General features: G+C 55.4%; 24 protein-coding genes and 1 pseudogene. 16 read left to right on the forward strand and 9 right to left on the reverse strand.

Annotated features, from left to right (window positions below):
• Positions 1-29 precede the first annotated feature (29 nt).
• Positions 30-764, forward strand: coding sequence for a 23S rRNA (guanosine(2251)-2'-O)-methyltransferase RlmB (gene rlmB, locus ACWKXT_RS22140; RefSeq protein WP_061099474.1), 735 nt, complete (start codon positions 30-32; stop codon positions 762-764).
• Between the two features lie 90 nt (positions 765-854).
• On the opposite strand, the gene ACWKXT_RS22145 is transcribed toward rlmB, so the two are convergent.
• Positions 855-2,129, reverse strand: coding sequence for an MFS transporter (locus ACWKXT_RS22145; RefSeq protein WP_454533451.1), 1,275 nt, complete (start codon positions 2,127-2,129; stop codon positions 855-857).
• Positions 2,130-2,323: 194 nt separating this feature from the next.
• Between ACWKXT_RS22145 and ACWKXT_RS22150 the strand changes: the two genes are divergently transcribed.
• On the forward strand, positions 2,324-3,946 hold the full coding sequence (locus ACWKXT_RS22150; RefSeq protein WP_454533452.1) for an isovaleryl-CoA dehydrogenase: 1,623 nt from the start codon (positions 2,324-2,326) through the stop codon (positions 3,944-3,946).
• On the opposite strand, the gene ACWKXT_RS22155 is transcribed toward ACWKXT_RS22150, so the two are convergent.
• From ACWKXT_RS22155 to bsmA, 3 genes are all read right to left on the reverse strand, one after another.
• Positions 3,943-5,874, reverse strand: coding sequence for a methyl-accepting chemotaxis protein (locus ACWKXT_RS22155; RefSeq protein WP_454533453.1), 1,932 nt, complete (start codon positions 5,872-5,874; stop codon positions 3,943-3,945). The two genes, ACWKXT_RS22150 and ACWKXT_RS22155, sit on opposite strands and share 4 nt — an antisense overlap.
• A 172-nt stretch (positions 5,875-6,046) precedes the next feature.
• The gene (yjfN, locus tag ACWKXT_RS22160) at positions 6,047-6,334 is read right to left on the reverse strand and encodes a DUF1471 family protease activator YjfN (protein ID WP_454528626.1); all 288 of its coding nucleotides are present in this window, start codon (positions 6,332-6,334) and stop codon (positions 6,047-6,049) included.
• Positions 6,335-6,470: 136 nt separating this feature from the next.
• Positions 6,471-6,800, reverse strand: coding sequence for a biofilm peroxide resistance protein BsmA (bsmA, locus tag ACWKXT_RS22165; protein WP_454528627.1), 330 nt, complete (start codon positions 6,798-6,800; stop codon positions 6,471-6,473).
• 137 nt (positions 6,801-6,937) lie between these two features.
• On the opposite strand from bsmA, the gene yjfP reads away from it, so the two are divergent.
• The gene (gene yjfP, locus ACWKXT_RS22170; protein ID WP_454533454.1) at positions 6,938-7,660 is read left to right on the forward strand and encodes an esterase; all 723 of its coding nucleotides are present in this window, start codon (positions 6,938-6,940) and stop codon (positions 7,658-7,660) included.
• Here yjfP and ulaR read toward each other — a convergent pair.
• Both ulaR and ulaG read right to left on the reverse strand, forming a co-directional pair.
• Complete coding sequence (gene ulaR / locus ACWKXT_RS22175; protein WP_024907324.1) at positions 7,657-8,412, reverse strand: HTH-type transcriptional regulator UlaR; 756 nt, start codon at positions 8,410-8,412, stop codon at positions 7,657-7,659. The two genes, yjfP and ulaR, sit on opposite strands and share 4 nt — an antisense overlap.
• 110 nt (positions 8,413-8,522) lie before the next feature.
• Entirely contained in the window at positions 8,523-9,587 is a 1,065-nt protein-coding gene (ulaG, locus tag ACWKXT_RS22180; RefSeq protein WP_006810379.1) for an L-ascorbate 6-phosphate lactonase, read from the reverse strand.
• A gap of 359 nt (positions 9,588-9,946) precedes the next feature.
• Here ulaG and ulaA point away from each other — a divergent pair, with 359 nt between their 5' ends.
• The 6 genes from ulaA to ACWKXT_RS22210 are packed head-to-tail and all read left to right on the forward strand — an operon-like array spanning position 9,947 to position 14,354.
• Entirely contained in the window at positions 9,947-11,347 is a 1,401-nt protein-coding gene (gene ulaA / locus ACWKXT_RS22185) for a PTS ascorbate transporter subunit IIC (protein ID WP_080328803.1), read from the forward strand.
• Between the two features lie 12 nt (positions 11,348-11,359).
• Positions 11,360-11,665 (forward strand): PTS ascorbate transporter subunit IIB, encoded by a 306-nt coding sequence (gene ulaB / locus ACWKXT_RS22190; RefSeq protein ID WP_003856022.1) that lies wholly within the window; start codon positions 11,360-11,362, stop codon positions 11,663-11,665.
• 9 nt (positions 11,666-11,674) lie between these two features.
• On the forward strand, positions 11,675-12,142 hold the full coding sequence (gene ulaC, locus ACWKXT_RS22195) for a PTS ascorbate transporter subunit IIA (protein WP_028015266.1): 468 nt from the start codon (positions 11,675-11,677) through the stop codon (positions 12,140-12,142).
• A 12-nt stretch (positions 12,143-12,154) separates the two neighbouring features.
• Positions 12,155-12,805 (forward strand): 3-keto-L-gulonate-6-phosphate decarboxylase UlaD, encoded by a 651-nt coding sequence (ulaD, locus tag ACWKXT_RS22200; RefSeq protein ID WP_063144079.1) that lies wholly within the window; start codon positions 12,155-12,157, stop codon positions 12,803-12,805.
• Positions 12,806-12,814: 9 nt separating this feature from the next.
• Positions 12,815-13,675: an L-ribulose-5-phosphate 3-epimerase gene (locus ACWKXT_RS22205; RefSeq protein WP_454533455.1), complete on the forward strand. Its 861-nt coding sequence runs from the start codon at positions 12,815-12,817 to the stop codon at positions 13,673-13,675.
• Entirely contained in the window at positions 13,668-14,354 is a 687-nt protein-coding gene (locus tag ACWKXT_RS22210) for an L-ribulose-5-phosphate 4-epimerase (RefSeq protein ID WP_454528630.1), read from the forward strand. Before ACWKXT_RS22205 ends, ACWKXT_RS22210 begins: the two co-directional genes overlap by 8 nt.
• 141 nt (positions 14,355-14,495) lie before the next feature.
• On the opposite strand, the gene yjfY is transcribed toward ACWKXT_RS22210, so the two are convergent.
• Positions 14,496-14,771 (reverse strand): DUF1471 family protein YjfY, encoded by a 276-nt coding sequence (yjfY, locus tag ACWKXT_RS22215; protein ID WP_454533456.1) that lies wholly within the window; start codon positions 14,769-14,771, stop codon positions 14,496-14,498.
• Between the two features lie 339 nt (positions 14,772-15,110).
• Here yjfY and rpsF point away from each other — a divergent pair, with 339 nt between their 5' ends.
• The 5 genes from rpsF to ACWKXT_RS22240 all read left to right on the forward strand — a co-directional run bounded on the left by rpsF (position 15,111) and on the right by ACWKXT_RS22240 (position 17,631).
• Positions 15,111-15,506 (forward strand): 30S ribosomal protein S6, encoded by a 396-nt coding sequence (gene rpsF, locus ACWKXT_RS22220; RefSeq protein WP_014068637.1) that lies wholly within the window; start codon positions 15,111-15,113, stop codon positions 15,504-15,506.
• Positions 15,507-15,512: 6 nt separating this feature from the next.
• The gene (gene priB / locus ACWKXT_RS22225) at positions 15,513-15,827 is read left to right on the forward strand and encodes a primosomal replication protein N (RefSeq protein WP_028015270.1); all 315 of its coding nucleotides are present in this window, start codon (positions 15,513-15,515) and stop codon (positions 15,825-15,827) included.
• 4 nt (positions 15,828-15,831) lie between these two features.
• On the forward strand, positions 15,832-16,059 hold the full coding sequence (gene rpsR / locus ACWKXT_RS22230) for a 30S ribosomal protein S18 (RefSeq protein ID WP_000135199.1): 228 nt from the start codon (positions 15,832-15,834) through the stop codon (positions 16,057-16,059).
• A 41-nt stretch (positions 16,060-16,100) separates the two neighbouring features.
• Entirely contained in the window at positions 16,101-16,550 is a 450-nt protein-coding gene (gene rplI / locus ACWKXT_RS22235; protein WP_006810372.1) for a 50S ribosomal protein L9, read from the forward strand.
• A 151-nt stretch (positions 16,551-16,701) separates the two neighbouring features.
• Positions 16,702-17,631, forward strand: coding sequence for a DMT family transporter (locus ACWKXT_RS22240; RefSeq protein ID WP_454533457.1), 930 nt, complete (start codon positions 16,702-16,704; stop codon positions 17,629-17,631).
• A gap of 45 nt (positions 17,632-17,676) precedes the next feature.
• On the opposite strand, the gene ACWKXT_RS22245 is transcribed toward ACWKXT_RS22240, so the two are convergent.
• Positions 17,677-18,321 (reverse strand): LysM-like peptidoglycan-binding domain-containing protein, encoded by a 645-nt coding sequence (locus tag ACWKXT_RS22245; RefSeq protein WP_454528633.1) that lies wholly within the window; start codon positions 18,319-18,321, stop codon positions 17,677-17,679.
• Positions 18,322-18,554: 233 nt separating this feature from the next.
• On the opposite strand from ACWKXT_RS22245, the gene fklB reads away from it, so the two are divergent.
• Positions 18,555-19,175 (forward strand): FKBP-type peptidyl-prolyl cis-trans isomerase, encoded by a 621-nt coding sequence (gene fklB, locus ACWKXT_RS22250; protein ID WP_008502892.1) that lies wholly within the window; start codon positions 18,555-18,557, stop codon positions 19,173-19,175.
• A gap of 312 nt (positions 19,176-19,487) precedes the next feature.
• Complete coding sequence (cycA, locus tag ACWKXT_RS22255) at positions 19,488-20,897, forward strand: D-serine/D-alanine/glycine transporter (protein ID WP_080328811.1); 1,410 nt, start codon at positions 19,488-19,490, stop codon at positions 20,895-20,897.
• A 101-nt stretch (positions 20,898-20,998) separates the two neighbouring features.
• Here cycA and ACWKXT_RS22260 read toward each other — a convergent pair.
• Positions 20,999-21,184: pseudogene (locus tag ACWKXT_RS22260) on the reverse strand (IS110 family transposase); the annotation flags it as partial.

Below are 21,184 nucleotides of genomic sequence, written 5' to 3' on the forward strand. Positions count from 1 at the left end.
AGGGGAAATACCTATTACGAGAACCATCAATGAGTGAAATGATTTACGGCATCCACGCGGTGCAGGCCCTTCTCGAGCGCGCACCGGAGCGTTTTCAGGAAGTGTTTATTCTGAAAGGGCGTGAAGATAAGCGTCTGATGCCGCTGATCCACGCGCTGGAAGCACAGGGCGTGGTGATCCAGCTGGCGAACCGCCAGTTCCTGGATGAGAAAAGCGAAGGCGCGGTGCACCAGGGGATCATTGCCCGCGTGAAGCCAGGCCGTCAGTATCAGGAGAACGATCTGCCGGACCTGATTGCCGCGCTGGATAACCCGTTCTTCCTGATCCTCGATGGCGTAACCGATCCGCATAACCTCGGCGCGTGTCTTCGCAGTGCCGATGCGGCGGGCGTGCATGCGGTGATCGTGCCGAAAGATCGCTCCGCGCAGCTAAACGCGACGGCGAAGAAAGTGGCCTGCGGTGCGGCGGAAAACGTCCCGCTGATCCGCGTGACGAACCTGGCGCGCACCATGCGTCTGCTGCAGGAAGAGAACATCTGGATCGTCGGTACCGCCGGTGAAGCGGATCATACCCTGTATCAGAGCAAAATGACTGGCCGTCTGGCGCTGGTGATGGGGGCGGAAGGCGAAGGTATGCGTCGTCTGACCCGCGAACACTGCGACGAACTGATCAGCATCCCGATGGCGGGCAGCGTGTCGTCCCTGAACGTTTCCGTTGCGACGGGTATCTGCCTGTTTGAAGCGGTGCGTCAGCGGGGGGAATAAACAGCAAGGCCGTCCACAGGACGGCCTTTTGTGTTTTCTCCCTCTCCCCGTGGGAGAGGGCCGTGATGAGGGCACCAGACGGTGACAGCCTCACTCCTCTAACGACCGCAAATGGTCATCCTTCCTCAACGTCATCAGTGCGAAAATACTTACTACCGCCGTTGCCATCACGTAATACGCCGGAATATCCAGATTGCCCGTCTCTTTTATCAGACCGGTAATAAACAACCCCGCGCAGCCCGAGAAAATCGCGTTCGACAGTGAATAGGCCAGCCCCAGCCCCGTATAGCGCACGCGCGTCGGGAACATCTCAGACAGCATTGCCGGCCCCGGCCCTGCCAGCATCCCCACCAGACCACCCGCAATTAACACCACGATAGCCTTCACCGCCAGCGTACTGGATTCTGCCTGCAAGATTTTCAGCAGCGGCAGGGCGAGGATCAGCAGCAGTGCGGTGGCAACGATCATCACCGTGCGCCGACCGATCCTGTCGCTCAGCATTCCCGATGGAATGATGGTGAGCGCAAAACCAAGGTTAGAAATCACCGCGATCAGCAGCGCCTGATTAAACCCGGTATGCAGCGCCGACTGCAGATAGGTCGGCATAATCACGAGGTAGGTATACCCCGCAGCGGACCAGACCATCACGCGGCCAATGCCCATCAGAATGATTTTGAGCGTGGCGGATGTACTGGCCTGAGCAATGACCGGTTTTTCCTTCTGTTGCACAAAGCTCGGCGTCTCTTCCATGCTTACCCGCAGCCATAGCGCCACCGCGCCCATCGGCAGCGCAAGGAAGAACGGAATGCGCCAGCCCCAGTCGTGCAGGGCTTCAGGCGTGAGGAGGGCAGAGAGCAACGCCACAATGCCCGCGCCCGCTAACAGCCCGAGCGCCACGGTAAAGGACTGCCACGCGCCGTACAGCCCGCGCTTGCCTCGTGGGGCGAATTCCGTCATCAGTGAGACGGCTCCGCCGTACTCGCCTCCCGCGAAAAGCCCCTGCAGGATGCGCAGCAGCGTAATCATCAGCGGCGCGGCAATGCCGATGCTGGCGTAGACGGGCACGATGCCTATGGCGGCGGTAGCGAGCGTCATCAGCACCAGCACAACGATCAGCGTCGGCTTCCGGCCAATCCTGTCGCCAATGCGTCCAAAGACCACCGCGCCCAGCGGGCGGAAGAAGAAGGCGATGGCGAACGAGGCCCAGGTGAGGATCAGGCTGGTGAGTGCCGCTTCCCCTTCAAGCTGGAAGAAGTTCTTCGCAATCACGGTTGCCAGAAAACCGTAGACCGCAAACTCATACCACTCGATAAAGTTACCAATAGAGCCTGCAATTAATGCACGCTTGTGCGCATCCTGTTGCATAACAACCTCACATAGACGGGGTAAGAATAAATTATTCAGCATAAGCGGAGTAATGAAATAGTTTATTCTTATGTTCTGTGAGCTATTTCACGAATGATATCAATGCGATCGTCGTCCTGTGACTCCCCTCCCATGCAGCGTGCAAGCCCTCTGTCCATACTTATACGTATTGCCAATGAAAGGAGGGAGACAGCATGCACTGGCAGACCCATACCGTTTTTAATCAACCCGCCCCACTCTCTAACAGTAACCTTTTCCTCTCAGACTGCGCGCTGCGCGACGCGGTTGCGCGCGAGGGTGCCGAGTGGGATATGGATCTTCTTGCCAGCATCGGACAGCAGTTAGGCACGGCGGAGTCGCTGGAGCTGGGCAGGCTGGCGAATGTTAACCCGCCGGAGCTGCTGCGTTATGACGCCACGGGAGAGCGGCTGGATGACGTTCGCTTTCACCCCGCCTGGCATCTTCTGATGCAGGGGCTCTGCGCTAACCGGGTTCATAATCTGGCGTGGGAGGAGGAGGCGCGAAAAGGCGCTTTCGTCGCCAGGGCCGCGCGCTTTGTGCTCCATGCTCAGGTTGAAGCGGGGACGTTATGCCCGGTGACCATGACCTTCGCCGCCACGCCACTGTTGCAACAGTCGCTGCCCAAACCGTTTCATGACTGGTTAACGCCGCTGATGAGCGATCGCTACGATCCCCATCTCGCCCCGGGCGCGCAAAAACGCGGCCTGCTGATCGGCATGGGGATGACGGAAAAGCAGGGCGGCTCGGATGTGCTCAGCAATACCACCAAAGCGGAAAAATGCAGCGATGGCAGTTACAGGCTGGTGGGGCACAAATGGTTTTTCTCCGTGCCGCAGAGCGATGCGCATCTGGTGCTGGCGCAGGCGAAAGGCGGTTTGTCCTGCTTTTTTGTTCCGCGTTTCTTACCCGACGGACAGCGCAACGCCGTACGGCTGGAACGTCTGAAAGACAAGCTCGGCAACCGCTCGAACGCCAGCAGCGAGGCGGAGTTCCTCGATGCCTCCGGCTGGCTGCTGGGTGAAGAGGGAGAAGGCGTGCGGCAAATCCTGAAGATGGGCGGGCTGACGCGCTTCGACTGCGCCCTTGGCAGCCATGGGCTGATGCGTCGGGCGCTCTCGGTGGCGCTTTATCATACCCATCAACGGCAGACCTTCGGCAAAAACCTCATCGATCAGCCGTTAATGCGTGAAGTGCTGAGCCGTATGGCGCTGGTGCTGGAGGGGCACACGGCGCTGCTGTTCCGTCTGGCCCGGGCGTGGGACAACCGAACGGACCCGCATGAGGCTGCGTGGGCAAGGTTGTTTACCCCGGCCGCAAAATTCAGCGTGTGCAAAGCGGGCATCCCCTTTGTGGCGGAGGCGATGGAGGCGCTGGGCGGCATCGGGTACTGCGAGGAGAGTGAGCTTCCCCGCCTGTATCGCGAGATGCCGGTGAACAGCATCTGGGAAGGATCGGGAAATATCATGTGCCTGGACGTGCTGCGCGTGCTGGCGAAGCAGCCAGGGATCCACGACCTGCTTGCCGATGAATTTGCCCAGGTCAAAGGACAGGACAGACACTTCGATCGCAGCTGGCGGCAGTTACAGCAGAAGCTGCGTAAACCGCAGGAGGCGCAGGGGAGGGAGATCGCGCAGCAGCTCTTTTTACTGGGCGCTGGAAGTCAGATGCTGCGGCACGCATCGCCGCCCGTGGCGCAGGCGTGGTGCTGCATGATGCTGGATGCCCGTGGCGGTACGCTAATGAGCGAGCAGGTGCGTAACGATCTGCTGCTGCGCGCCACGGGCAGAGTTGGCTAGCGCTTAAGCTGGAACAGGCTCACCAGCTGGGTGAGGTGTGAGCCTTTCTCACGCAGCGTGTGTGCAGTTTGCTCGCTGCGCGAGACGCGATCGGCGTTGATATGCGACGCTTCGCCAATGTGGGTCATGGCCAGATTCACCTGGCCAATCCCGGCGGACTGCTCGCGCGATGCGTGGTTAATCTCCGTGACCAGCTGGCTGATGTTATCGATATGAACGATGATAGAGTCCATCGCCAGACGTGTCTGTTCAGACAGCGCGTGGCCTTCGCTCACTTTCCGCAGCGTATCGCCAATCAGCTGTTCAATCTCTTTCACCGCGTTGGCGCTGCGTCCTGCCAGCGCGCGAACTTCCTGCGCGACCACCGCAAAACCTTTTCCGTGCTCGCCTGCGCGGGCGGCCTCAACTGCCGCATTCAGCGCCAGAATGTTGGTCTGGAAGGCGATGGATTCGATCACGCGGGTAATGTCTTCAATGCGTTTTGACGCTTCGCGAATGTCATCCATCGTGGCAACCGCATGGGTTACCGTCTCGCCACCCTGATGAACCGCGCGCGAGGTTTCACCGACCAGCTGCTGCGTTTGCTCCATGTTGGCGGCATTTTGCTGCACGGTTGCGGCCAGTTGTTCCATGCTGGCGGAGGTCTCCTCCACGCTGCTGGCCTGCTTGTTGATCTGCTCTGAGATCTCGCCGGTATCGGAAGCCAGCGCATTGGTGCCCAAATGGATCTCGCCTGCGGCTTCACGTACCTGCAGGACAATTTTTTGCAGCCCATCGCCAATACCGTTGATGGCATCAACCAGCTGGCCGACCTCATCCTGACGGGTGACAGGCAGGCTGGATCGCAAATCCCCTGCGGCATACTGGCGGGCCAGTTCGATCACGTTACGCAGCGGGCGGGTCAGCATTCGGCGGATGAGCACCACAAACAGGCCCGCGAAGAGGGCAGACAACGCTACGCCTGCCAGCAGGAAACGGTCGCGCATGGCGTTGACGCTGGAGAGCAGGACCGATTTATCCACTTCACCCACGATGGTCCAGTTCCAGCCGGGCAGCGGGGTATAGGCCATTTTCAGCGTTCGGCCATCTTCGCTCAGGCGTTCCAGCGTGCCTGAGGAATCGCTCAGCAATTGCTGTTGGGTCGCGTTGTCCCACTTCGGTTGTTTTCCCTCTTCGCTGGTATGGAACAGGTACTGACCGCGTGTTTTGCCATTGCTGCGGTCCAGCACAAAGAAGTGTCCGCTCTCGCCCAGACGGCGGTTGAGGATTTTCTCGCGCATGACGTTCCAGGAGTGACTGATATCCACCCCAACAAAGATGATCCCGATAACCTGACCTTCACTGTTCTTCACGGGCTGGTACTGGGTGATGTAGCGCTTGCCAAACAGGAGCGCCAGGCCACGGTACACCTCGCCCTTAGTGACGGAGGCAAACGCCGGGCTGCTCGTGTCCAGAACGGTTCCCATGGCGCGATCGCCATTCTCTTTGCGCAGGGATGTGGCCACGCGAATAAAGTCGTTACCGCTGCGAACAAACAGCGTGGAGATTGCTCCCGTACGATTCAGAAAGTCATCAGAAAACGTCGTGTTTTCATGGAGCTCAGTATCGCCTCCTTTCAGCAGAGGAACGGTGAGCCCGTTAATGGTCCGGGTCTGCTGAGTATCGACGCTAAACGGCTGGGGCAGAAATGTCGTAAACAACCTGGTGTAGCTTTCGACTTCCTCGCTCAGGCTGGTATTAAACATCTGCACCATGTCGACCATACCGGTGGATTGATTATGCAGATCTTCGACCGCAAGGGCTTCAAGCTGCTGGCTGGCTTTTTGGCTGAGCAGGAAAGTGAAAAGCAGAAACAGCGTGGCGACACTGACGCCAGTCAGGAGCGACAGCTTTGTTCCAAGCCCCGTACGGCTGAAAGAATTGATCATAAATTGCTCATCATTGAAAAGGTATGGTTCTTCAACGGCAGAGCAGGGATTAGGTTTACTGAATTAATGTAACAAAATGTTAGTTAATTGTTTTTTAGTGGTTTTATAAAAGATAAAAAATTTGCAAAAACGAAAAGCCACTAAAAATAAGTGGCTTTTATCGGGAGGGATTTTACGCGTAGAGAATGGCCTGCACCCGCCAGTGGTCAATGTGGTTATCTTCCTGCATCTGGATGATGCGATACCATGACGCGCCCTGCTCATCGGCCTTTAATGCCACGATACGTTCAACATCTTGCGGGCTCCCCGAAATGTTATTGACGGAGATTTGGCCTATTTCATTCAGACCTGTTACGCAATCCGCACTGGCGAATTCTGCTGACTGCGCGGTGGTGCTCACAAGGCCTGCAGAGAGCAACAGAGAGGTCAAAGCAAGAGTTCGTTTCATCGTCAGCTCCATTTCACATATTTCCGGTATCCGCCGGGCAATCCTTCGCGAATAAACTCCCATTCCTTGTCGCTGGCATGGAGTTTATTGTGGACAGGAAAATGTCTATGGACGCAAAGCAGTGTAAATGTCGTTCAAAGGTAAACCATTATTTACGGTACAAAATTGCCTGTGAATACCACTGTCCCGTTATGATGGTTTCGTCGATCATAATAATGACGTAATAATCTGCTTTGGCGGCGACGGCTTGTGCCTTTATTGCGTCTTCTGCGTCATCCGGCGAACCGCGAACCAGCGCGGAGACGGTGCCCATTCGCTGTAATCCTTCCGTCTGATTACGACGAATCTCCTGCGGATGATCGGCAACCGGGGGAGCGGGTTGCGGTGTTCCCTGCAGTGCGCTACAGCCGCTGAGCAGCAACACCAGCAATAAAGCAGCAAACCTGTGCATAACCATATCTCGTTTCCTGTTAGCCATAGTGTAGTTGTCTGCGAATTTAGTTTTGGGGGAATGTTCCCGAAGTGTTATCTGGGACGTAATTTTCGAATGAAAATAGCGTCAAACCGTAATCCAGTTCTCAACATTATGAATCATTCATTCGTACAGGGTCGACAATGATTGAAATTGAAATACGCCCTCTCGGCGATCATGAAATTTTACACGCCGTACCGGCGGGGAAACGTGATAAACCGCTGCCTGTTGTGGTTTTTTATCATGGGTTTACCTCATCGAAACTGGTCTACAGTTATTTTGCGGTAGCGCTGGCGCAGGCCGGTTTTCGCGTGGTGATGCCGGATGCGCCCGACCACGGCGCGCGCTTTACGGGCAATGAGCGGGCGCGACTGGGGCAATTCTGGCAGATTCTGCACGGTAGCCTGACCGAGTTTGCGGGCTTGCGCGATGCGCTTTATGAGGCAGGGCTGGTGGCCGACAATCGTCTGGCAGTGGCCGGGGCGTCGATGGGCGGCATGACGGCGCTGGGGATTATGACGCATCATCCAGAAGTGCGGTCTTTCGCCTGTTTGATGGGCTCGGGCTATTTTACCTCGCTGGCGAAGACGCTTTTTCCCCCTCAGGATTTAACGCAAATCACGGCGATGCTGGCAGAGTGGGAAGTGACACGGGCATTGCCGCACCTGGCCGATCGCCCGCTACTGTTGTGGCATGGTGACGCGGATGATGTGGTCCCGCCCGATGGCACCTTCCGCCTGCAGCAGGCGTTAATGAATGAAGGACTGGACGGTAATCTGACCTGTCTGTGGGAACCGGGCGTTCGCCACCGCATCACGCCAACGGCGCTGGACGCCACGGTGACGTTTTTCCGCAAGCATCTTTAAACGCGCAGGACTTTCACCCCTTGATCTTCCAGCTTCTGGAGGATCTCCGGGTTAGCCCCTTTGCCGGTGATCACCATGTCGATCTGTTCTGCGCGGCTGAACAGCATGCCAGCGCGTTCACCGACTTTGCTGCTGTCGACCAGTACGACGAGTTTGCCCACTACGTTGAGCATGTTTTGTTCCGCCATCGCGGTCAGCATGTCGGTTTTGTATAAGCCATCCGCCGTCAGGCCTTTGCCGCTGGTAAACATCCAGTGCCCGGCGTAGAGACTGTTTTCGCTGTCCTGAGGGCTGAGCGTGATGGACTGGCTCTTGTTGTACTGGCCGCCCATGATCACGACGCTCTCATGTTCCTGATCAATCAGGTAGTTGGCGAGCGGTAAGTAGTTGGTAATGATCTGCACCGGCTTGCCGCACATTTCGCGGCCCAGCAGAAACGCCGTGGAGCCGCAGTTGATGACGACGCTCTCACCGGGGTTCACCAGCTGCGACGCCGCTCTGGCAATCCGTACTTTTTCATCGTGATTCTGCGCCTGGTGGATATTCATCGGCGACCAGCGTGGACGCTGCTGGCTGATGGCTTCCGCGCCGTTGCGGACTTTTTTCAGCTTGCCACTCTCATCCAGCTTATTGATATCACGCCGTGCGGTCGCCGGGGAAATCCCTAAACGTTCGATCACTTTCTCGACGGTGATAAACCCTGTTTGCGCCAGGAGTTCCAGTAAAATTTGATGCCGCTGCGCTTCCGTCATGAGCTATTCCGATAAGAATTGATTTGAAAAGATGATATTTGAAATAGCGTGAAATTACTAAAAGAAATATGAAATCGCCAGACACAGGGTCTGGCGATGTGACCACACAATCAGAGGAAGGATTTGAACGGCAGGTCTGGCTCAATGGTGAAGCAATCATCGAAACCGCGCGGGTAGTGATACTCGAGATTGTCTTTGTCCAGAGGCCAGGTGAACTTGCCGCCTACCTGCCAGATAAATGGCTTGAAGCCGTACTTGAGGCGGTCTTTTTTCATCTCCCACAGCACGCGGATTTCCTGCGGATCGGCCTGGAAGTTTGACCAGATATCATGGTGGAACGGGATCACCACTTTAGTGTTGAGCGCTTCCGCCATGCGCAGCATATCGGCGCTGGTCATTTTGTCGGTGATGCCGCGCGGGTTTTCGCCGTACGAGCCCAGTGCCACGTCAATCTGGTGTTCGTTGCCGTGCTTCGCGTAATAGTTGGAATAGTGGGAGTCACCGCTGTGGTACAGAGAACCGCCCGGCGTTTTGAACAGGTAGTTCACCGCACGCTCGTCCATACCGTCCGGCAGCACGCCTGCGGCTTTCTGATCGGCCGGCAGGGTAATCAGCGCGGTACGGTCAAAGGCATCCAGCGCGTGGATTTCAATATCTTTGATTTTCACCACGTCGCCAGGCTTCATCACGATGCAGCGCTCTTTCGGCACGCCCCAGCCAATCCAGAGATCCACGCAGGTTTGCGGCCCGATAAACGGCACGTCGTCCGCGCAGTTTTGCATTACCGCTGCTGCCACGTTCACGTCGATATGATCGTTGTGATCGTGAGTAGAGAGAACGGCGTCGATCTGACGAATGGCAAAAGGATCAAGCACAAACGGCGTGGTGCGCAGGTTCGGCTGCAGTTTTTCCACACCAGCCATACGCTGCATCTGATGGCCTTTTTTCATCAGCGGGTTACCGTGGCTCTGTTTGCCGGTGCCGCACCAGAAATCGACGCAGATATTCGCACCACCCTCTGATTTCAGCCAGATACCGGTGCAGCCCAGCCACCACATTGCAAACGTGCCAGGAGCAACCTGTTCCTGCTCGATCTCTTCGTTCAGCCAGCTACCCCATTCCGGAAAGGTGCTCAGAATCCATGATTCACGGGTAATGGTTTTCACTTTACTCATCGTTTTGACTCCTGGGTTTAATCAAAAGTAATCACATGGTGATTCGTTGTGATTAATGCTGGCACTATTTGACGTGCTTTGCAATGGCGAAAATGAGTAATTTTATCTGCCCGACTTCACGGACTCTCCGCGAATGACTTGTTATATTACTGTGCATTAATCATTAATTTAATGAATTATAAGGATTAATTTGTTGATGTGGTACGGTAGTGAAAATCATTACTAACAGCATGGAAATAAATTGCGTGATGCGTCACAAATAATCAAATTCAATCTTGTGATGATTATTTGTGATTAATAGAGTGATGGCACCAACCACACAGGGATTGCCCCTCGTGTTCTCATTTCTGGAGAGAGTTATGGAGATCCTCTACAACGTCTTTACCGTTTTCTTTAATCAGGTAATGACCAACGCCCCGCTGCTGCTGGGCATCGTGACGTGCCTGGGTTATATCCTGCTGCGCAAAAGCGTGAGCGTGATTATTAAAGGCACCATCAAAACCATTATCGGTTTCATGCTGTTGCAGGCGGGGTCAGGCATTCTGACCAGCACCTTTAAGCCGGTCGTCGCCAAAATGTCTGAGGTGTATGGCATCAACGGCGCGATCTCTGATACCTACGCCTCAATGATGGCGACCATCGATCGCATGGGTGATGCCTACAGCTGGGTGGGCTATGCGGTACTGCTCGCCCTGGCGCTCAACATCATTTATGTGCTGCTGCGCCGCATTACCGGTATTCGTACCATCATGCTTACCGGGCATATCATGTTCCAGCAGGCGGGGCTGATTGCGGTTTCTCTCTATATCTTCGGTTACCCAATGTGGACCACGATTATCTGCACCGCGGTGCTGGTCTCGCTCTACTGGGGTATCACCTCCAACATGATGTACAAGCCAACGCAGATAGTGACTGACGGCTGCGGCTTCTCCATCGGCCACCAGCAGCAGTTTGCCGCCTGGCTTGCTTACAAAGTTGCGCCGTATCTCGGTAAAAAAGAAGAGAGCGTTGAAGATCTTAAGCTGCCTGGCTGGCTGAATATTTTCCACGACAACATCGTTTCAACCGCGATTGTGATGACCATCTTTTTCGGCGCCATTCTGCTCTCTTTCGGCATTGACGTCGTGCAGGCGATGGCGGGTAAAACCCACTGGACGGTCTATATCCTGCAGACCGGTTTCTCCTTCGCGGTGGCGATTTTCATTATTACTCAGGGCGTGCGTATGTTCGTCGCCGAGCTGTCGGAAGCCTTTAACGGCATCTCTCAGCGCCTGATCCCTGGTGCGGTACTGGCGATTGACTGTGCGGCTATCTATAGCTTCGCGCCAAACGCCGTCGTTTGGGGATTTATGTGGGGCACCATCGGCCAGCTGATTGCGGTCGGCATCCTGGTAGGTTGCGGCTCCTCCATTCTGATTATTCCAGGCTTTATCCCGATGTTCTTCTCCAACGCCACCATCGGCGTATTTGCTAACCACTTCGGCGGCTGGCGCGCGGCGCTCAAGATCTGCCTGGTGATGGGCATGGTTGAAATCTTCGGTTGCGTGTGGGCGGTCAAGCTCACCGGTATGAGCGCCTGGATGGGCATGGCGGACTGGTCAATTCTGGCGCCGCCGATGATGCAGGGCTTTGCCTCCGTCGGTCTGGTCTTTATGGCCGTCATCATCCTGATTGCTCTGGCTTATATGTTCTTCGCTGGCCGTTCGCTGCGAGCTGAAGAAGATGCGGAAAAACAAACAGCAGAAGTGTCTGCTCATTAAGGAGTTTCGATTATGACCGTACGTATCCTGGCTGTGTGTGGCAATGGGCAAGGTAGCTCCATGATCATGAAGATGAAAGTGGACCAGTTTTTAACCCAGTCAAACATCGACCACACGGTGAACAGCTGCGCAGTGGGTGAATACAAAAGTGAACTGAACGGCGCGGACATCATCATCGCTTCAACTCACATTGCTGGTGAGATTAGCGTGTCGGGCAACAAATATGTGGTAGGCGTACGCAATATGCTGTCGCCTGCGGATTTCGGGCCAAAACTGCTGGAAGTGATCAAAGAACACTTCCCACAAGACGTGAAGTAAGGACGCCACATGAAACTACGTGATTCGCTGGCAGAGAATAACTCCATCCTTTTACAGGCCGACGCCAGCACCTGGCAGGAAGCGGTGAAGCTGAGTGTGGATCTGCTGGTTAAGGCGGACGTTGTCGAGCCGCGTTATTACCAGGCCATTCTGGATGGCGTGGCGCAGCACGGCCCCTATTTTGTGATTGCGCCGGGCCTGGCGATGCCGCACGGCCGCCCGGAAGAGGGCGTCAAGAAAACCGGTTTTGCGCTGGTCACGCTGAAAACGCCGCTGGTGTTCAACCACGAAGATAACGACCCGGTCGACATTCTCATCACCATGGCGGCCGTCGATGCCAACACCCACCAGGAGGTGGGCATCATGCAGATCGTCAACCTGTTTGATGACGAAGCCAATTTTGACCGTTTACGCGCCTGCCGCACCGCGCAGGAAGTTCTGGATTTAATTGATAACGCCACAGCGGCGGCCGTTTAAGAGGAATTGAACATGTCATTACCAATGTTGCAAGTTGCGCTGGATAACCAAACGCTGTCCCACGCTTACGAAACCACCCGCCTGATTGCGGAAGAGGTGGACATCATCGAAGTGGGCACCATTCTGTGCGTGGGCGAAGGCGTACGTGCCGTTCGCGACCTGAAGGCGCTCTATCCGCATAAAATCGTGCTGGCGGATGCCAAGATCGCCGATGCAGGCAAAATCCTCTCCCGCATGTGCTTTGAAGCCAACGCCGACTGGGTCACGGTGATCTGCTGCGCGGACATCAACACCGCCAAAGGCGCGCTGGACGTGGCAAAAGAGTTTAACGGCGACGTGCAGATTGAGCTGACCGGCTTCTGGACCTGGGAGCAGGCGCAGGAGTGGCGTGACGCGGGCATCCAGCAGGTGGTGTATCACCGCAGCCGTGATGCCCAGGCTGCAGGCGTGGCGTGGGGCGACGCGGATATTAGCGCCATCAAACGTCTGGCCGATATGGGCTTCAAAGTGACCGTTACCGGCGGTCTGGCGCTGGAAGATCTGCCGCTGTTCCAGGGGATCCCGATTCACGTCTTTATTGCCGGTCGCAGCATTCGCGACGCGGCATCTCCGGTGGAAGCGGCGCGTCAGTTCAAACGCTCAATCGCTCAGCTTTGGGGTTAAGGAGCGGGTATGTTGTCAAAACAGGTCCCGCTTGGCATCTATGAAAAGGCACTCCCTGCGGGGGAGTGCTGGCTGGAGCGGTTACAGCTGGCAAAACAGCTGGGTTTCGATTTTGTCGAAATGTCAGTGGATGAGACGGACGAGCGTCTCTCTCGCCTGGACTGGAGCCGCGAACAGCGCCTGGCGCTGGTGAGCGCCATTGCCGAAACGGGCGTGCGCGTGCCGTCTATGTGCCTGAGCGCCCACCGTCGTTTTCCGCTCGGCAGTGAAGACGATGCCGTGCGCGCGCAGGGGCTGGAGATTATGCGCAAAGCCATTCGCTTTGCACAGGATGTGGGTATCCGCGTGATCCAGCTGGCGGGTTATGATGTTTACTATCAGGAAGCCAACGATGAAACGCGCCGTCGTTTCCGTGACGGCCTGAAAGAGAGCGTTGAAATGGCAAGCCGCGCGCAGGTCACGCTGGCGATGGAGATCATGGACTACCCGTTGATGAACTCAATCAGTAAGGCGCTGGGCTACGCGCACTATCTGAACAACCCATGGTTCCAGCTTTATCCCGATATCGGCAACCTGTCGGCATGGGATAACGACGTACAGATGGAGCTGCAGGCGGGCGTCGGTCATATCGTGGCGGTGCACGTCAAAGATACCCGTCCAGGCGTATTCAAAAATGTTCCGTTCGGCACCGGGGTGGTGGATTTCGAACGGTGCTTCGAAACGCTCAAACAGACAGGCTATTGCGGGCCGTACCTGATTGAGATGTGGAGTGAAACGTCTGACGACCCGGCCGCGGAAGTGGCAAAAGCACGGGACTGGGTGCGCGAGCGCATGGCGCGGGCGGGTTTGCTGGAGGTTGCACATGCTTAAGCTTAAACAGCAGGTCTTTGAAGCCAACATGGATCTGCCGCGCTATGGTCTGGTCACGTTCACCTGGGGCAATGTGAGTGCGATCGATCGCGAGCAAGGTCTGGTAGTGATCAAGCCGAGCGGTGTGGCGTATGACACCATGAAAGCTGAAGATATGGTGGTGGTGGATCTCGAAGGGCATGTCGTTGAGGGCAAATGGCGACCCTCTTCTGATACGGCGACCCATCTGGCGCTGTACCAGCGTTATCCGTCCCTTGGCGGCGTGGTGCATACCCACTCCACGCACGCCACCGCCTGGGCACAGGCGGGGTTGCCCATTCCGGCGCTGGGCACGACGCACGCTGACTACTTCTTTGGCGACATCCCCTGCACGCGTGCATTAACGCAGGCTGAAGTGGAAGGCGAGTACGAGCTCAATACCGGAAAGGTGATTATCGACACGCTGGGAGAATGTGAGCCGCTGCATACGCCGGGTATTGTGGTCTATCAGCACGGTCCGTTCTCCTGGGGAAAAGATGCCCACGACGCCGTCCATAATGCGGTCGTCATGGAGGAAGTGGCGCGCATGGCGTGGATTGCCCGCGGCATCAACCCACAGCTTCAGGGCATTGATGATTACCTGATGAACAAGCATTTCATGCGCAAGCACGGCCCGAATGCCTACTACGGGCAGAAGTGAATAAGTGCTCCGGGATACCGAAAAACAGTTGTAACCGGTGGTATTCCGGAGCCATTCACAAAAAAAGCCCCCGGGCAGGGGGGCAACGTCAACTATGGCTATGTTCTCGTTGTTGGCTTTCCTGGTGCTAGCGTTAAAGTGTTACCGGTAGATATCTGCACTGGGGTGCATGTTGCCGTTGCTGCCGGGCTCACGGGTTAACATCACGTGGTAATAGGTTGCGCCCCGGGCATCGGTCTCTTCGTTGAGGGCCTGATCTGCTTCACTTTCCGTGGCGAAATTATGATTGATGTAAATTACGCCCAAGCTTTGCACATCATCCATGTTTCTGGCCTGTCGGCTGTCTAGTTTGATGGCTGCTATCGCGTTTGCACTGAGCAAAAGCGCCGCCATTATGGCTACTGCGATTTTTTTCATGATATGCGCTCCACGACTGCGTGCTGTGAGAGGGGATACTCCTTCTTTAATTCAGGTGATCTCTGATTAAAGTGTAATCATTCATCCGGCGGGGATACGTGACCATTTCTGATGCAGTTGTTCAAAAAAACAACGCTTCCTGATGCGATTAATTTTAAATCACCCACTTAGACCAGCTTTACGCTTTGTGCGAATTATTTGTGCAATCAGCTTGAGTTTCCAGGGGCGCGCAAGTATTATGACGCGTCAATTTTTCAGCCGACCTTTAACACGTTCCTTGCCTCCCCGGGCCTCGGCTGACCCAGACAGGAGGCTGAATAATCCGTAAGGAGCAATTCGATGCGTCATTACGAAATCGTTTTTATGGTCCATCCTGACCAGAGCGAACAGGTTCCGGGTATGATCGAGCGTTACTCTGCTGCCATCACTGGTGCAGAAGGTACGATCCACCGTCTGGAAGACTGGGGCCGCCGTCAGCTGGCTTACCCGATCAACAAACTGCACAAAGCACACTACGTTCTGATGAACGTTGAAGCGCCGCAGGAAGTGATCGATGAGCTGGAAACTACCTTCCGCTTCAACGATGCCGTTATCCGCAGCATGGTTATGCGTACCAAAAACGCAGTTACCGAAGCATCTCCGATGGTTAAAGCGAAAGACGAGCGCCGTGAGCGTCGCGATGATTTCGCAAACGAAACCGCAGATGATTCTGATGCTGGGGATTCTGAAGAGTAATTTCTGATGACCAACCGTCTGGCGTTGTCCGGCATCGTATGCAGGGCTCCCCTTCGAAAGGTCAGTCCATCAGGAATTCCGCATTGCCAGTTCGTGCTTGAGCATCGTTCTGTGCAAGAGGAAGCCGGGTTTCACCGGCAGGCGTGGTGCCAAATGCCCGTTATTATTAGCGGACACGAAAACCAGGCCATTACTCACAGTTTAACGGTCGGTAGCGCAGTAATCGTTCAGGGGTTCATCTCTTGCCACAAGGCAAAGAACGGCCTGAGCAAAATGGTTCTGCATGCCGAGCAGATTGATTTGATAGATACTGGAGACTAGCCAAATGGCACGTTATTTCCGTCGTCGCAAGTTCTGCCGTTTCACCGCGGAAGGCGTTCAAGAGATCGACTATAAAGATATCGCAACGCTGAAAAACTACATCACCGAAAGCGGTAAGATTGTCCCAAGCCGTATCACCGGTACTCGTGCAAAATATCAGCGTCAGCTGGCTCGCGCTATCAAACGCGCTCGCTACCTGTCCCTGCTGCCGTACACTGATCGTCATCAGTAATCGGGCACGGTCCATTAATACGACTTTAAGAGGATAAGGTAATGCAAGTTATTCTGCTTGATAAAGTAGCAAACCTGGGCAGCCTGGGTGATCAGGTTAACGTTAAAGCGGGTTACGCACGTAACTTCCTGGTTCCACAGGGTAAAGCTGTTCCAGCTACTAAGAAAAACGTAGAGTTTTTCGAAGCACGTCGCGCTGAACTGGAAGCCAAACTGGCTGACGTTCTGGCGGCTGCTAACGCTCGCGCTGAAGCAATCAACGCACTGGGCACTGTTACCATCGCTTCCAAAGCTGGCGACGAAGGTAAACTGTTCGGTTCCATCGGTACCCGCGATATCGCTGATGCAGTTACTGCAGCAGGCGTTAAAGTGGCTAAGAGCGAAGTTCGCATGCCGAACGGCGTTCTGCGTACCACTGGTGAGCACGAAGTTGACTTCCAGGTTCACAGCGAAGTGTTCGCTAAACTGGTTGTTAACGTTGTAGCTGAGTAATTTTTACTCTGCTCACGTCGAAGCGCCGGCCTTGTGCCGGCGTTTTGCTTTTTAACGCTACCGGAAATTCTCTTTTTATCTCGTATGGTCGCTATTCCTGACGTATTCTCTGATAATAAAATGAAACGCAATTTTATTTATGAGATTTGCCATGGATACCGCTCTGCCCACGCCCGTCTTTGCCCGTCGACATGTGGCCTACGCCTGCGCCACGCTCTGCTGCCTGCTCTGGGGTAGCTCGTACCCGGCCATTAAAAATGGCTACGAACTCTTTCAGATTGCGACCGATGATATTCCGTCCAAAGTCGTTTTTGCCGGATACCGTTTTCTGTTTGCCGGTGCCTTGCTGCTGCTGTTTGCGCTGGCCCAGCGAAAGCCGATTGGCAGGCTAACGCCCGTGCAGTTTGGCCAGCTCACGATCCTCGGGCTGACCCAGACGACCATTCAGTACACCTTCTTCTATATAGGGCTGGCCTACACGACGGGGGTGAACGGCTCAATCATGAACGCCACCGGAACCTTCTTCAGCGTGCTGCTGGCGCACTTTATCTATCACAATGACAAACTCAGCTATAACAAAACGCTGGGCTGTATTCTTGGGTTTGCCGGGGTGATGCTGGTGAACTTCCATAGCGGGTTAAACGATTTCCAGTTTGTCTGGAAAGGCGATGGATTTGTGGTGCTGGCGGCTTTTATTCTCTCTGCCGCCACGCTTTACGGGAAACGTATTTCCCAGACCGTCGACCCAACGGTGATGACTGGCTGGCAGCTGGCGATCGGCGGGGCTGCGCTGGTTGCGGGAGGTTATGCCACGGGCGGGACGCTGGAAGTGCACAGCATGAAGGCTGTCGCGGTGCTGGGGTATCTGACGCTGCTCTCCTCGGTGGCGTTCGCCCTCTGGAGCGCGCTGCTGAAAGTGAACCGCGTGAGCATGATTGCTCCGTTCAACTTTGTTATCCCTGTTGCAGGGACGGTGCTTTCGGCAATCTTCCTCGGTGAAAACATTCTGGATATCAAATACGCAATTGCGCTGGTGCTGGTCTGCTCGGGGATCGGGTGGGTGAATAAGCGGAGCGCCTGAGAAAAAAGTGCCGGGTGGCGGCTTCGCCTTACCCGGCCTGGGCCATTAACGTGCTCTGATAAAACTGCCGTCCGGCTGGCGGGTAAACAGCACCTGCTGCCCATTTCCGGTATCAATGGTCAGCCCGGTGACCACGCCGCTGGCGTTCTGGCGGATCTGCACCATCTGTCCGTTCTGCAGGTTGCTCAGCGGCTTACCTGCCCCTTCCACCTTAGCCATGGCGTACACGTCGGTCGGCGGCAGATTGTGGTCGCGGAACAGCTGCGCGAGGGTTTTGCCTGACTCCACGCGATAGGAACGCCACTGCTGCTCAATGCCGGTAGGCTGCTGAGTTTGCGGCTCAGACGGCGCTGCGGCCTGCTCCTGCGGCTGTTCATCCTGTACGGGTTCGGGTTCGACAGGCGCGACCTGACCCGGATCGTTAGACGGGGTTACCAGCTGCGTCTGCATCGGCTGCGCGTCAGGTTGCGGCCGCGTTTGCGACTGAAGATCCAGCTGCGCATTGCGGGTGACCGGCGCGGTATCGACATCGTCACCGCCGGAAGGAAGCAGGAAGCCCACGATGACCATCAGCGCACCAATGATGATCCCTCTGCGGTGCAGAGGAGGCAGCGGATCCATAATGCGAAAATTATCTGGCGCCTGCCAGATTTTCGCCAGGGTAGGTTTCAGTTCAAATCGCCCGGGCATGGCTCTCCTCCTGCTCCGCGTCTTTTATATCCTGTGCTTCGAAGTATAGTTCGCTAACTGCCTGAACGACGTAGCAAACCCGACATCCGTGACATCAGTTCGGGATTAATCCTGGTTGTCTCTATTGTTTCTGTTTCGTCGCGGTTTGTCACCTTAACTTAAGACAAAGTTTTACCCATAAGGGCATGGCTGATATGCTGCCCGCTACTTTAAATGTGATGGAAGGAAAACCCATGACCACCCCGACTTTTGACACTATCGAAGCGCAGGCAAGCTACGGTATCGGCTTGCAGGTAGGACAGCAGCTGAGCGAATCCGGCCTGGAAGGTCTGTTACCAGAAGCGCTGGTGGCGGGTATCGCTGACGCGCTGGAAGGCAAACAGCCTGCCGTTCCGGTTGACGTTGTGCATCGTGCGCTGCGCGAAATCCACGAACGTGCTGACGCCGTGCGTCGCGCGCGCTTCGAAGAGATGGCAGCCGAAGGCGTGAAATACCTGGAAGAGAACCGCGAGCGTGAAGGCGTGAACAGCACCGAATCCGGCCTGCAGTTCCGCGTCATCAACCAGGGCGACGGCGCAATTCCTGCGCGTACCGACCACGTTCGCGTGCACTACACCGGTAAACTGATCGACGGTACCGTGTTCGACAGCTCTGTTGCGCGCGGCGAACCGGCTGAATTCCCGGTCAACGGCGTTATCGCAGGCTGGATCGAAGCCCTGACCCTGATGCCAGTGGGTTCCAAATGGGAACTGACCATCCCGCACAACCTGGCCTACGGCGAGCGCGGCGCTGGCGCGTCCATCCCGCCATTCAGCACCCTGGTATTTGAAGTCGAGCTGCTGGAAATCCTGTAATCGACTTTTCTTATTTCCTCTCTCCGTCCGGGGAGAGGAAAATAGTGATAAAACCTATAGTTGCGACGAAATCAACATTTTATCTTGCAAACGAAACTGTTGCGTGTATTTTTGTGAGCTGTTTCGCGCTGCATGAGTGATATGACACTCACTTTCAACATATTATTAACATAATATCTAAATCATAGTATTCATCCCGCCGATTCTTACCTAATATCGATAAACCCTTACAAAGGGACCGTCATTAATTTGACGTTTTTAAAGGCCAGAAGAGCCTTAACAACACAGACAGGCATAAACAGGAAAAATTACATGGTAGATCAGGTCAAAGTCGCCGCTGCAGAAGAGGCGACGTCTGAACAGTCGCTACGGCGCAATCTCACAAACCGTCATATACAGCTTATCGCCATCGGTGGTGCCATCGGCACCGGGCTGTTTATGGGGTCGGGCAAAACCATCAGTCTTGCCGGACCGTCGATCATTTTTGTTTATATGATCATCGGTTTTATGCTCTTCTTCGTGATGCGCGCAATGGGTGAATTGCTGCTCTCGAACCTCGAATACAAATCCTTCAGTGACTTCGCGTCTGACCTGCTCGGCCCGTGGGCGGGCTATTTTACCGGCTGGACTTACTGGTTCTGCTGGGTGGTCACCGGCATGGCGGACGTCGTGGCGATCACCGCCTACGCGCAGTTCTGGTTTCCGGGGCTATCGGACTGGGTCGCCTCGCTGGCGGTGATTATTCTGCTGCTGAGCCTGAACCTCGCCACCGTGAAAATGTTCGGTGAGATGGAGTTCTGGTTCGCGATGATCAAGATTGTCGCTATCGTGGGGCTGATTGTGGTGGGGCTGGTGATGGTTCTGACGCATTTCCAGTCGCCGACTGGCGTTCAGGCCTCCTTTACCCATCTGTGGAATGACGGCGGCTGGTTCCCGAAAGGTATCAGTGGCTTCTTTGCTGGCTTCCAGATTGCAGTGTTTGCATTTGTCGGGATTGAGCTGGTGGGCACCACGGCTGCGGAAACCAAAGATCCGGAGAAATCCCTGCCGCGCGCCATCAACTCCATTCCGCTGCGCATTATTATGTTCTACGTCTTCGCGCTGATTATCATCATGTCCGTGACGCCGTGGAGCTCGGTGGTGCCAAACAAGAGCCCGTTCGTTGAGCTGTTCGTGCTGGTAGGACTGCCTGCTGCCGCGAGCCTGATTAACTTCGTGGTGCTGACCTCTGCGGCCTCTTCCGCGAACAGCGGCGTGTTCTCAACCAGCCGCATGCTGTTTGGTCTGGCGCAGGAGGGAGTGGCGCCGAGCGCCTTTGCGAAACTCTCTAAACGTGCGGTGCCGGCGAAAGGGCTGACCTTCTCCTGCATGTGCCTGCTGGGTGGCGTGGTGATGCTCTACGTGAACCCAAGCGTGATTGGCGCGTTCACCATGATCACCACGGTCTCGGCGATCCTGTTCATGTTCGTCTGGACCATTATCCTGTGCTCGTACCTGGTGTACCGCAAACAGCGTCCGCACCTGCATGAGAAGTCGATCTACAAGATGCCGCTGGGCAAGCTGATGTGCTGGGTGTGTATGGCGTTCTTCGTGTTCGTGCTGGTACTGCTGACGCTCGAAGATGACACCCGTCAGGCGCTGATCGTCACACCGCTGTGGTTTATTGCGCTGGGGCTGGGCTGGTTGTTTATCGGTAAGAAACGTATGGCAGGCGTAAGGTAAAAGCAAAACGGCAACTTCGGTTGCCGTTTTTAGTTTTTGCACCCTCTCCCCGTGGGAGGGGGCCGGGGTGAGCAGCTGTGTTCAAAGTCAACGGCTGACTGCTAATCTGCCACCCATTTTTTATTGTCCCGCACCATCGCATTCAGGATTGTCACCAGCTTCCTGACACAGGCCGTCATCGCCACCTTAAACGCCTTTCCCCTGGCCCTGAGTCTTTCAAAAAATGCCTGTATGACAGGGTTATAACGCACTGCTGACATCGCAGCCATATACAGCGCTGCCCGCAC

The organism is Enterobacter sp. UPMP701 (genome assembly GCF_053709515.1).